The following is an 11,840-nucleotide window of genomic DNA, read 5'->3' on the forward strand; positions in this document are numbered from 1 at the left end:
CATCCCTTTTATTTTTGTGTAACAGGATATTCAAAATGACCTGGAGGTGGACGGTTATTAGTAAAGATCACATGATTAATGATGAGATTCGGGCGAAGGAAGTACGCCTTGTCGGAGCTGAAGGAGAACAAATTGGGATTACGCCCATTCGCGAAGCACTGCAAATGGCGATTGACCTGAATTTGGATCTGGTCAATGTGGCACCACAGGCTAAACCGCCGGTGTGTCGCATCATGGACTATGGCAAATTCCGCTATGAGCAACAAAAGAAAGAAAAAGAAGCCCGTAAGAACCAGAAAATTGTTGACATTAAAGAAGTATGGTTCCGTTCCAATATTGAGGAGCACGATTATCAAACGAAGCTTCGTAATGTAGTTAAGTTTTTGAACGAAGGCGACAAAGTGAAATGTTCTGTTCGTTACCGCGGACGTGAAATTGCACATGCCGCGATTGGTCAACGGATTTTGGAGCGCGTAAAGGTAGAAGTTGCAGAACTTTGTACTATTGAACGTCAACCGAAATTGGAAGGCCGCAGTATGATCATGATTTTGGCTCCTAAAGCCTGATAACATTGGAGGAGGAAACACAAAATGCCTAAAATGAAAACACACAGCAGTTTGAAAGGACGCTTCAAAATTACCGGTTCCGGTAAAGTCCTTCGTTACAAAGCTCACAAAAACCACTTGCTTTCCCACAAATCCAAACGTGCTAAGCGCGTTCTGAACGGTAACCCAGTTATGGCTGCCGGGGATGTTAGACGTTTGAAACAAGGCTTGGCTAACTTGAAAGGCTAATTCTAATTAGTACATTCCGTATGGGGGATCGGCTACGGCCGTACACATACCACGGATACATTTATATTTATTTGGGAGGTTCTTTAATATGGCAAGAGTAAAAGGCGGTTTTGTAGTACGTCGTCGTCATAAAAAGGTTTTGAAACTGGCAAGAGGTTATTTCGGTTCCAAACACCGTATTTTTAAAACAGCTAACGAGCAAGTAATGAAATCCCTGGTATACGCATACCGTGACCGTCGCAACACGAAACGTAACTTCCGCAGACTGTGGATCGTTCGTATCAATGCTGCAGCACGTATGAATGGTTTGTCTTACAACAAACTGATCCATGGTTTGAAACTTGCTGGAGTAGACATGAACCGCAAAATGTTGGCTGATCTGGCCGTTAACGACATCAATGCGTTCAACTCTTTGGCTACTGTAGCTAAAGGCAAAATCAACGCTTAAATTGTATGATACAAGCCGCCGTACCTATATGGCGGCTTTTTTTACGGCTTGGAAGAAATCCGAAGATGAATCTCTGAATGAGTAGAGCGAATAGGCTATAGTCTGAAAGGGAACAATGAAACCAGATGACTGGTGAATAACAGACCATGGGAATACATAAAATACGAACGGTGAAATAATACAAATGAAAACAGGGGAATTCCACTCATCACTAAAGTATGTGGTATGTTTTTGTTATATAACATCACATCGCTGTAACGTTAGTGTGTTAAATCGCTAAATTATTAAGCGTTTTCAATAAAAAAAGAACAAAAATATGTGATATTTGGTGATGAAACATCTGGATTTTAACACTGGTTGATTGTATAATCACCTCTAGTAGGCTAGTCCTAATATTTCTCTCCATGTCATAATGTTCGGTTTTTCGACAGATGATAGGATGCTTCAAGGGTGAGAATGCGCTTTTTATGTCGAAGAAACCATACATTCTGCATAAAAGTCATTCCAGCTATCTGTTAACCGTTCAAATGTGGGCTGGATTGGAATGAGGATATATCATTAAGGGGGAAAAAGAGAAAATGAAAAAGATGCTCAGCTTGTCTTTGGTAATGTTGCTGGCGGTATCGGTTATGCTCGCAGGTTGCGGTAGCAAACCGAAAGAAGAAACAAATGCCGGAGGAGATACAGGTGGCACATCCACTGAAACTAAATCCGATCTCAAAATCGGTATGGTTACTGACGTAGGTGGAGTTAATGACAAATCCTTTAACCAATCCGCTTGGGAAGCTCTGCAAGCGACTGAAACAGAAACAGGTACTGCAGTTAAATACCTGCAAAGTAAATCCGATGAAGAGTACATTCCTAACCTGAACGAATTCGTTAAAGGCGGATATGATCTGACTTGGGGTATCGGTTTCCAATTGGCTGATGCAATCAAAACGGTTGCTGACCAAAACGCCGATGCTAAACTCGCGATCATTGACAGCGTAGTGGATTCTCCTAATGTTAAGTCCGTAACTTTTGCTGAAGAAGAAGGATCTTTCTTGGTTGGTGTTGTTGCCGGTCTGACAACAAAAACGAACAAAATTGGTTTTGTAGGCGGTATGGAAAGCCCACTGATCAAAAAGTTTGAAGTAGGATTCAGAGAAGGCGTTAAAGCAGTTAACCCTGATGCTCAATTCATTTCTAACTACACAGGTGCATTTGATAAACCTGACCTTGGTAAAGCAGCAGCAGCAACACTTTACAATGAAGGCGTAGATATTATCTTCCACGCTTCTGGCGCGACAGGTAACGGTGTGTTTAACGAAGCAAGTGCTCGTAAGAAACAAGGTCAAGATGTATGGGTTATCGGTGTTGACAAAGACCAATCTCTTGAGTTTGGTGATGAGATCACTTTGACTTCCATGATCAAAAAAGTTGACGAAGCTGTTAAGCGCGTTAACCAAGAAGTAATCGACGGTACATTTGCTGGCGGTTCCGAGAACCTGACGTTGAAAGAAAACGGCGTAGGTATTGCTGATACTTCTACTGCCAACGTATCTGCTGATATACTTGCAAAAGTAGAAGAGTACAAAGAAAAAATCATCAGCGGCGAAATCAAAGTACCTACTGAGTAATTTGATCTTCGTAGCAAAAGAATAATCATTGGGGCCGGTCTTGACCGGCCTTATGACTGCAAGAACAGGAACATTTGATCAAGTCATCATAACAATTGTACAAGGTCATTGTGTATCAACGCTCCGGTAGGAGCTTTTCTTTCGTTTGCGGAACCACACTATATCAGTTATAAGGGTGATTACATGGGTGCAGCAACCCCCGTCGTTGAGTTAAAACAAATTACGAAGCGTTTCCCAGGCATTGTTGCCAACGACGCCATCAGCCTTCAGCTTCGTAAAGGCGAGATCCATGCGCTACTGGGCGAAAATGGCGCTGGTAAGTCAACGTTGATGAATATTGTATTTGGTCTCTATCAGCCAGATGAAGGTTCCATTGAAGTGAATGGCAAGCCTGTCATCATCGACAGCCCTAACCGAGCGATCGATCTTGGCATCGGCATGGTGCATCAGCACTTTAAGCTTGTACAGCCGTTCACGGTAACAGAGAACATTATTTTGGGATCTGAACCAACGAAGGGTCTCAATATTAACTATAAAAAAGCAGCTGCTGAAGTTCAGCGTCTGTCCGAACAGTATGGACTCAAGGTGAATCCTCATGCCAAAATTCATGATATCTCTGTCGGAATGCAGCAACGTGTTGAGATTGTTAAAACGTTGTATCGTGGTGCAGATATTTTGATTTTTGACGAGCCTACAGCCGTATTGACTCCTCAAGAGATCAAAGAACTGATGACCATCATGAAGAAGCTCGTTGCCGAAGGCAAATCGATTATTCTGATCACGCACAAACTGAAAGAGATCATGGAGATCTCTGACACGGTAACGATTATCCGTCGGGGTAAAGTGATTGATTCGGTCAAAACATCGGAAACCAATCCAAATGAACTGGCTGAGAAAATGGTAGGTCGGAATGTCACATTCAAAGTGGACAAAAAGCCGGCTACACCTGGAGCGAATGTGCTCGAAGTCAGCAAATTAACCGCCAAGAATAAAGAAGGCATTGCAGTTCTGAACCAACTTAACCTGAACGTACGTGCAGGAGAGATTGTCGGAATCGCAGGCGTGGATGGTAACGGCCAAAGTGAACTGATTGAAGCCCTTACCGGACTTCGTAAAGTCGAGAGTGGTTCGATTCGTTTGGAGGGCAAGGAGCTGTCCAATCATTCTCCGCGCCATATTTCGGAGTCGGGTGTAGCCCACATTCCGGAAGATCGACATAAACACGGACTTGTACTTGATTTTTCAGTGAGTGAAAATATCGTTCTGGAATCGTACTATAAGGCACCATACACCCGTAAAGGGTTCCTTAACTTCGATGCAATCAAAAAGCAGGCGAAGCGGCTTGTGGAGGCATTTGACGTGCGTACACCAAGCATCGAGACCAAAGCTCGTTCCTTGTCCGGAGGAAACCAGCAGAAGGCCATTATCGCCCGTGAGGTGGATAAAAACCCTGAACTGCTTATTGCTGCCCAACCAACGCGTGGTTTGGACGTAGGGGCTATTGAGTTCGTGCAAAAGCAATTGATTGCACAACGCGATCAAGGTAAGGCTGTTCTGCTGATTTCATTTGAGCTTGATGAGATTATCAATGTATCTGACCGAATTGCTGTTATCTATGAAGGCCAGATCGTTGGCGAGGTGCTGCCGGAAGAAACCAATGACAGGGAGCTCGGCTTGATGATGGCGGGCAGCACCCAAAAGAGAGGTACTGCGCATGAATAACGTATTGAAATGGTTTACCCGAGATTCATTTATTTTGCCTGTAGTCGCCATTGTTATGGGTCTGATTCTCGGTGGGGTTGTCATGCTGATCGGTGGCTACAATCCGATTGAAGCCTATGGCGCATTGTTCACCAAGGTATTTGGAGACATGTACAACTTTGGTGAAGCGGTACGGGAAATGACACCACTGATCATGACGGGACTTGCATTTGCATTCGCGTCACGTGCAGGGCTGTTCAACATCGGGGGAGAAGGTCAATTTCTCGTCGGTATGACCGCTGCAACATTTGTTGGTGTTAAGTTTGCAGGTTTGCCGATCTACCTCCATGCGCCACTGGCTTTGATTGCGGGTGCATTGTTTGGTGGTCTTTGGGCCGCGATTGCTGGTTATCTGAAAGCAACGCGTGGTGTCAATGAAGTTATCAGTAGTATCATGTTGAACTGGATTGGTCTGTATTTGGCCAACCTTATCGTTCGCCAATTCTTGCTGTTAAAAGGCGAGAATCGTTCCGTGGATATCAGTGAATCGGCTTCGATTAGTTTGACATGGCTTTCTGAACTGATGGGCAACTCCCGTGTACACATGGGAACGTTGATTGCCATTGTGATGGCTGTGCTCTTTTATATCTATATGTGGAAAACAAAACAGGGTTATGAAATCCGCGCGGTAGGTTACAACCCTAATGCGGCTGAATATGCAGGTATGCATGTTAACCGGAATATCGTAAAAGCGATGTTCATCAGTGGTATGCTTGCAGGTCTTGGCGGTGCATTCCAGGTGCTTGGGGTGTTCCAGTACCAGACTGTAATGTCTGGTTCACCGGGAACGGGTTTTGACGGAATTGCGGTTGCCCTGATTGGTTTGAATCATCCGTTTGGGGTGTTATTGGGGGCAGTGCTGTTCGGTACCCTCACGTACGGATCTGCAGGTATGAGTTTTGCTGCGGATGTTCCGCCTGAGATTATTCGGATTGTGATCGGTTCGATTATCTTCTTCATTGCGGCACAAGGCATCGTGCGCTGGATACTTAAACCGTTCTATTCGAAGCGTAAGAAAGAGAAGGTGTTGTAGATGGACTTGTTGACAATTGGGCAAATTATCAATACGACGCTTGTCTTTGCTACGGCATTGATTTTTGCATCACTCGGCGGAATTTTCTCGGAAAAATCAGGTGTAACCAACCTTGGACTTGAAGGTTTTATGGTCTTCGGTGCCTTTGCAGCTGGAATCGGGGCCCATTATGCGCAAGAGGCGGGCATGGGCGGAACGACATCTGCCTGGATGGGGGTTTTGCTCGCGATTGTATTGGGCGTACTGGTATCGTTGATTCATGCCGTTGCGTCTATCACATTTAAGGCAGACCAGATTATCAGTGGTATCGTTATTAACTTTTTGGCCGCAGGAAGTACGTTGTACTTGGTTAAACTGTTGTTTGAAGGTTCTGGTGATTCACCGTTGGTTCAAGGCTTCAGCAAGTTTGATGTGCCATTCTTGAAAGACATTCCTTTGCTTGGAGAAGCCTTCTTCAAGAACGTATATCCAACGACATATCTGGCCATTTTGTTCGTATTCCTGACGTATTACATCATGTTCAAAACGCCATTTGGTCTACGCCTTCGTTCTGTAGGTGAACATCCAAGTGCGGCTGATACGGTTGGTGTTAAAGTGCTTCGTTATCGCTATATTGGCGTTATGATCAGTGGTGCGCTTGCGGCCATTGGTGGAGCTGCAATCACGTTGACGACGACGGGGACATTCTCACACAATACGGTTTCCGGCCAAGGTTATATTGCCATTGCAGCTATGATCTTTGGTAAGTGGAACCCGATTGGTGCCTTTGGTGCTGCTGTGTTCTTCGGATTCTCACAAGCGATCCGAAACTATGTACAGTTGTTCGAATGGTCACAAAGTATTCCCCAGGAAATTATTTTTATGTTGCCTTACCTGCTTACCATCATCGTTCTCGTTGCAGCGGTTGGACGTTCTTCGGCTCCGTCTGCACTCGGTGAAGCTTATGATCCGGGTAAAAGGTAACAACCTTTTCCATATCAGTTTAGTTATTCACAGTTTTGATAAAGGGTCCGCCTTGTGCGGGCTTTTTTTTGTTTTCTTGAGTTTCACCAAGCCACTTTTTCACGCTTGCTTTGGTTCTCGTGCAGATACCCATATTTTCAGGTAGGGACAAAGAAACAGGCGAATTCAGTGATGGACGAATACACTGTTTTGAACGATCCGAGGAGGAGGGGAAAGTATGAAACAACAAGTTACGCGTGATGAAGCGATGAAATTAATAGGTAAAAATATTGTTGCAATCAAAAAAGACGGCACTCGGGTTACGGGAAAGCTGTTGAAAGTATCGGGCAACAAACTGGTACTCAAGCGTTTGAATGGCAAAAAAGTACGTACAAAAGCGATTCTGCCACTGGTATTGTTTGATCTGCTCGCTATTGCCACACTGCCTTATGCTTATGGAGGTGGTCCCGGCTTCGGTCCCGGATATGGACCTGGACCAAAACCGGGCCCTGGATATGGTCCAGGCTACGGACCGGGATATGGACCTGGAGGACCTGGTGGCGGATTTGGACCGGGTCCTGGATTCAGCCCTTATGGTCCAGGTCCACGTCCACCAGGATTTTTCTAGGACATTCTATAATGTTTTTTCCATTTCGTAGCAGCGGCTTATCATAATGTATCGAATCGCACTATATCCATTTTTTTGATAAAAATGAAGTCCTTTGGTATTGCCTTCATCCACCATAACTTTCGATCTTTTACACCCCCGAGACGCCGCAAAGCTCTCTGCTTTGAGTAACAAAGTTTGCCCATAACGTTTGCGTTGTTCTTTCGGACTAACAGCCATCATATCGACATAGAGCAGTTCCCCGTGCATGAGAAAATGGATGAATGCGACAGCAGCTTTGTCTGGCTCCGGCGAGACAACAAAGGTCATGCCCCTGTTCATTCGCAGGGGTATTTCTTTGCGGATTTTGTTAATTTCTTTTTCACTCATGTGAGAGAGAGGAACAAGTTGAGTGTCAATCAGCTTCATGATGGCGCCATCATCCAGCTTGGATGTGCGTTGCCGAATCACCATGCGGAGCCTCCTTTCAGGACCAGTCGTGCTGCTCGTATATCCTATGCCCGGAGCAAGATAAAAGGTGACTGAATGAAGTGCTGGGATTAGGGCAACCTTAAAGGCTAAAGAGTGAGGTTGAAAGGCTCTCTGAATTTTTATGCAAAACAGGTATTGACTTATCGGTTAGAGGAATCATATAATGTTCCTAACATTTAACGAGAATATTTCATCGGCTATGAAGAGGACGAAGTTTTAAGGGCTCTTTTGCTCAGAGAGTGGCTGGAATTGCTGAAACCACCACCATTATCCCTTATATACGAGCTCACCTCGGAGCTGTTTTCCTGAAAAGCACTGGATGTCACTCCTTTCGCGTATTAGGGAAAATCGTATGTCTGCGTTACAGACAACAGGTATGGGAAACGACTATGTTCGTTTGGGCTATTCGTTTTGTTGTACCTGGTAAGGTCCGTTATTGCGAAATTTCGGACAAAGTTGGGTGGTACCACGGAAGCGATAACCTTTCGTCCCTCGCAAGCATGAACTTGTTTGCAGGGATGGAAGGTTTTTTTTGTAACTTTAAATGTCAGAATGGTGTAAATTCCGAGAGGAGGATGACTGATGGGAGCTCAAATTCCAGAAGTGCGGTCAACAGATGAATTACGTGAAAAATGGATGAAGCCGGAGGTCATTAGCGGATCTGAAATTCTGCTGAGAAGCTTGTTGCTTGAAGGTGTTGAGTGTGTATTTGGTTACCCGGGCGGCGCAGTGTTGTACATTTACGATGCGATGTATGGTTTCGAGGATTTCAAACATGTCTTAACCCGTCACGAACAAGGTGCGATTCATGCAGCTGACGGTTATGCACGGGCGAGCGGCAAAGTTGGTGTCTGTATCGCTACCTCCGGACCAGGAGCAACGAATCTGGTGACCGGTATTGCAACAGCGTATATGGATTCAGTACCACTCGTAGTCATTACGGGGAACGTCATTTCGAGCCTGATCGGTTCAGATGCCTTCCAGGAAGCTGATATTACGGGGATTACAATGCCAATAACCAAACACAGTTATCTGGTGAAAGATGTAAAAGATCTGTCGAGCGTAATTCATGAGGCATTCCATATTGCCAACACGGGTCGCAAAGGTCCTGTACTGATCGACATCCCGAAAGATGTATCAGCGAACAAAACATTGTTTGAACCGACAACTGAACCTGTTATATTGAGAGGGTACAATCCACGGACAGTGCCGAACAAACTGCAGGTTGACCGTTTGGCTCAGGCCATTCAGGAAGCAGAACGTCCAATGATTTTGGCTGGTGGCGGTGTGGTATACTCGGGTGGACATGAAGAACTGTTCGAGTTTGTTGAGAAGACAGGTATTCCAATTACGACTACACTTCTTGGTCTTGGCGCATTCCCGAGTGGTCATGAATTATGGACAGGAATGCCGGGTATGCACGGAACATACACTTCCAATCAGGCTATTCAAAAAGCGGACCTGCTGATCAATATCGGCGCACGATTCGATGATCGGGTAACAGGCAAGCTGGATGGATTCGCTCCACATGCCAAGATCGTTCATATCGATATCGATCCGGCTGAGATTGGTAAAAACATTGCAACCGATATTCCAATCGTTGGTGATGTGAAAACGGTACTTGAAATAGCCAACAAAGAGGTTGGGCGTGCAGAGCGTGCAGATGCATGGAGAGACCAGATCAAACAGTGGAAACAAGAGAAGCCTTACAGCTATACGGATTCAGACGAAGTGCTGAAACCCCAGTGGGTTGTTGAAATGCTGAATGATACAACCAAAGGTGAAGCGATTGTAACTACGGATGTGGGACAACATCAGATGTGGGCAGCACAATATTACAAATTTAATCAACCGCGTTCATGGGTAACTTCGGGTGGTCTCGGAACGATGGGCTTTGGATTCCCTTCTGCAATTGGTGCTCAGATGGCCAATCCCGACAGACTGGTTATCTCCATTAACGGGGATGGCGGAATGCAGATGTGTTCCCAAGAACTCGCGATCTGTGCCATTAACAATATACCGGTAAAAATTGTGATCATTAACAATCAGGTACTCGGAATGGTTCGCCAATGGCAGGAGATCATCTATGAGAACCGTTACAGCCACATTGATCTGGCAGGAAGTCCGGATTTTGTAAAACTGGCTGAAGCATATGGTGTTAAAGGATTGCGTGCAACGAATAAAGAAGAAGCGGCGCGTGCTTGGCAGGAAGCACTTGATACACCAGGACCAGTCGTTGTAGAATTCGTGGTACGCAAGGAAGAAAATGTGTATCCAATGGTTCCGCAGGGAGCAACAATTGATCAAATGCTGATGGGGGATGCTGACGAATGATTAGACATACGATTTCAATATTGGTTAACGATCAGCCAGGTGTCCTTCAGCGTGTATCAGGGTTGTTCGGTCGACGCGGATTTAACATTGAGAGTATTACAGTAGGTCAATCGGAAGAACCCGGACTTTCCCGGATGGTTATTGTCACCATTGGTGACGATAAAACGCTGGAGCAGATTGAGAAACAATTGTACAAAATCATCGATGTCATTAAAGTGGTTGATTTCAGCCTGAAGCCGATGGTAGCTCGTGAACTTGCATTAATTAAGGTAAAAGCTGAGCCTTCCGAACGTCCAGAAATTCTGGGTGTGGTGGAAACATTCCGCGCATCCGTTGTTGATGTTGGTCCAGGGAGCCTGATTGTACAGGTTGTTGGCGATACGGACAAAATCGATGCCATGATTGAATTGCTCAAGCCATACGGCATTCGCGAATTGTCTCGTACAGGCATAACTGCATTGGTACGCGGCAACGTATAAGGCTATAATGGATGAAGAGGGGACGACGGTTAGCTAACATATACAGTTGATCTTTATGTGAGAGTGTCAGTCCCTTAACAGTTGTAATGTAACATTTTAGTGATGTAACGCTTGAAAATATAGCTACATTCCCGCATTAATGGGCGGGTGTCTGAACGGATTGGATCAGACCCAAAGACGCTCTCGACACACCAAGCGAGCCGGTCCATTGAGACACCCGCTCATTAATGAAGGGTTCTTTACAATACAAAGGAGGACTTATAAACATGCCAGTAACTACTTATTATGAACAGGATGCAGAGCTTAACGTATTGAAAGGAAAAACGATCGCGGTAATCGGTTATGGTAGCCAGGGCCACGCCCAAGCTCAAAACCTTCGTGATAGCGGATTGAACGTAGTCATCGGACTTCGTGAAGGTAAATCCTTCGACACTGCAAAAAATGACGGATTTGAAGTTCTGTCCCCGGCTGAAGCAACAAGCCGCGCAGATGTAGTTCAAATCTTGCTGCCTGACGAAACGCAAGCTTCTGTATACAAAAACGAAATCGAACCAAACCTCAAAGAAGGCGCTGCATTGCTCTTCTCACACGGTTTCAACGTTCATTTCGGTCAAATCGTTGCTCCAAAAAACAGCGATGTATTGCTGGTAGCTCCTAAGTCCCCTGGTCACATGGTACGTCGTACGTACGTAGAAGGTTTTGGTGTACCAGGCCTGATCGCGATTGAGCAAGATGCAACGGGTAAAGCTAAAGAAATCGGTTTGGCTTATGCTAAAGGTATCGGTTGTACACGCGCAGGGGTTATCGAAACTTCCTTCCGTGAAGAAACAGAAACAGATTTGTTCGGTGAGCAAGCTGTTCTGTGTGGTGGCGTAAGTGCATTGGTTAAAGCTGGATTCGAAACATTGACAGAAGCGGGTTATGCTCCTGAAATGGCATACTTCGAATGTCTGCACGAACTGAAGCTGATCGTTGACATGATGTATGAAGGTGGACTTGCAAGTATGCGTGATTCCATCAGTAACACAGCTGAGTACGGTGACTATGTAACTGGACCTCGCGTGGTAACTGAAGATACGAAGAAAGCAATGAAAGAAGTCCTGACGGATATCCAACAAGGTAAATTCGCACGCGACTTTATCCTGGAAAACCAATCCGGACGTGCATTCTTGACAGCAACTCGTCGTAACGAAGCTGAACACCCAATCGAAGTGGTTGGCGGACAATTGCGTGAGATGATGCACTGGATCAAGAAATAATTATTAACTTTTAGCACATGCACTTTAAGGTATTCAAGTAAACTTAGAGCTTTAACTGGGAATAGCGGCCGT

The 11,840-nt window shown here is 45.2% G+C and carries 12 protein-coding genes; 11 read left to right on the plus strand and 1 reads right to left on the minus strand.

The genetic code is table 11. The features are described 5' to 3' along the window. Positions 1-71 precede the first annotated feature (71 nt). The 8 genes from infC (at position 72) to PAHA3_RS30335 (ending at position 7,225) form a co-directional block, all read left to right on the plus strand. Complete coding sequence (gene infC, locus PAHA3_RS03060; RefSeq protein ID WP_062833422.1) at positions 72-566, plus strand: translation initiation factor IF-3; 495 nt, start codon at positions 72-74, stop codon at positions 564-566. Positions 567-590: 24 nt separating this feature from the next. Continuing rightward, the gene (gene rpmI / locus PAHA3_RS03065) at positions 591-794 is read left to right on the plus strand and encodes a 50S ribosomal protein L35 (protein ID WP_017689665.1); all 204 of its coding nucleotides are present in this window, start codon (positions 591-593) and stop codon (positions 792-794) included. Between the two features lie 88 nt (positions 795-882). Next, on the plus strand, positions 883-1,242 hold the full coding sequence (gene rplT / locus PAHA3_RS03070) for a 50S ribosomal protein L20 (RefSeq protein WP_017689664.1): 360 nt from the start codon (positions 883-885) through the stop codon (positions 1,240-1,242). A gap of 578 nt (positions 1,243-1,820) precedes the next feature. Further along, positions 1,821-2,861 (plus strand): BMP family lipoprotein, encoded by a 1,041-nt coding sequence (locus PAHA3_RS03075; RefSeq protein WP_062833423.1) that lies wholly within the window; start codon positions 1,821-1,823, stop codon positions 2,859-2,861. Positions 2,862-3,044: 183 nt separating this feature from the next. Next, positions 3,045-4,583, plus strand: coding sequence for an ABC transporter ATP-binding protein (locus tag PAHA3_RS03080; protein WP_062833424.1), 1,539 nt, complete (start codon positions 3,045-3,047; stop codon positions 4,581-4,583). Further along, positions 4,576-5,655 carry an ABC transporter permease gene (locus PAHA3_RS03085; RefSeq protein WP_062833425.1) on the plus strand — a complete coding sequence of 360 codons (1,080 nt, stop codon included), beginning with the start codon at positions 4,576-4,578 and terminating at the stop codon, positions 5,653-5,655. The genes PAHA3_RS03080 and PAHA3_RS03085 overlap by 8 nt, the downstream gene beginning before the upstream one ends. After that, complete coding sequence (locus tag PAHA3_RS03090) at positions 5,656-6,618, plus strand: ABC transporter permease (protein WP_062833426.1); 963 nt, start codon at positions 5,656-5,658, stop codon at positions 6,616-6,618. A 217-nt stretch (positions 6,619-6,835) separates the two neighbouring features. Continuing rightward, positions 6,836-7,225 (plus strand): hypothetical protein, encoded by a 390-nt coding sequence (locus PAHA3_RS30335; RefSeq protein WP_062833427.1) that lies wholly within the window; start codon positions 6,836-6,838, stop codon positions 7,223-7,225. 6 nt (positions 7,226-7,231) lie between these two features. Here the strand turns inward: PAHA3_RS30335 and PAHA3_RS03100 are convergent, their stop codons facing one another. Beyond that, positions 7,232-7,675 carry a GNAT family N-acetyltransferase gene (locus PAHA3_RS03100; protein WP_062835954.1) on the minus strand — a complete coding sequence of 148 codons (444 nt, stop codon included), beginning with the start codon at positions 7,673-7,675 and terminating at the stop codon, positions 7,232-7,234. Positions 7,676-8,278: 603 nt separating this feature from the next. Here PAHA3_RS03100 and ilvB point away from each other — a divergent pair. The 3 genes from ilvB to ilvC all read left to right on the plus strand — a co-directional run bounded on the left by ilvB (position 8,279) and on the right by ilvC (position 11,768). After that, positions 8,279-10,030 (plus strand): biosynthetic-type acetolactate synthase large subunit, encoded by a 1,752-nt coding sequence (gene ilvB, locus PAHA3_RS03105; RefSeq protein ID WP_062833428.1) that lies wholly within the window; start codon positions 8,279-8,281, stop codon positions 10,028-10,030. Continuing rightward, positions 10,027-10,509, plus strand: coding sequence for an acetolactate synthase small subunit (gene ilvN, locus PAHA3_RS03110; RefSeq protein WP_024628317.1), 483 nt, complete (start codon positions 10,027-10,029; stop codon positions 10,507-10,509). Before ilvB ends, ilvN begins: the two co-directional genes overlap by 4 nt. A 266-nt stretch (positions 10,510-10,775) precedes the next feature. After that, positions 10,776-11,768 (plus strand): ketol-acid reductoisomerase, encoded by a 993-nt coding sequence (gene ilvC, locus PAHA3_RS03115; protein ID WP_062833429.1) that lies wholly within the window; start codon positions 10,776-10,778, stop codon positions 11,766-11,768. Positions 11,769-11,840: the final 72 nt, after the last annotated feature.

Origin of the sequence: Paenibacillus amylolyticus, from assembly GCF_001570725.1 — a bacterium.
Classification (GTDB): domain Bacteria; phylum Bacillota; class Bacilli; order Paenibacillales; family Paenibacillaceae; genus Paenibacillus; species Paenibacillus amylolyticus_A.